General features: G+C 41.4%; 1 protein-coding gene. It reads left to right on the top strand.

Annotated features, from left to right (window positions below):
• Positions 1-184 precede the first annotated feature (184 nt).
• On the top strand, positions 185-266 hold an 82-nt coding region (locus tag SB658_RS24475), incomplete at its 3' end, for a nucleotide-binding YajQ family protein (RefSeq protein ID WP_410602972.1).

The following is a 266-nucleotide window of genomic DNA, read 5'->3' as shown; positions in this document are numbered from 1 at the left end:
ACTTTATTCTACTATACTTCTCCTCACATGAACATCTCTAGTTCTGTTAGCTAAAGTGGACAAACCGAACACGATTTATACCGCTACTGGCAGAACTCTTTGACTCGTCTCTTCGATAAAGTTTCTTCTTCTCCACGTTGCATGATAAAATAAACGCAATATCTATACATGGAGGTCATGTGTTATGGCAAAAGAAAGCTCATTTGACATTGTATCGAAGGTGGAACTGCCAGAGGTGCAAAACGCCGTTCAAGCAGCGCTCAAGG

Origin of the sequence: Bacillus sp. SIMBA_008 (assembly GCF_046535495.1) — a bacterium.
GTDB lineage: Bacteria > Bacillota > Bacilli > Bacillales > Bacillaceae > Bacillus > Bacillus subtilis.
The sequence above is the reverse complement of the archived record's forward strand: the minus strand, read 5'-3'. Positions and strand labels throughout refer to the sequence as shown.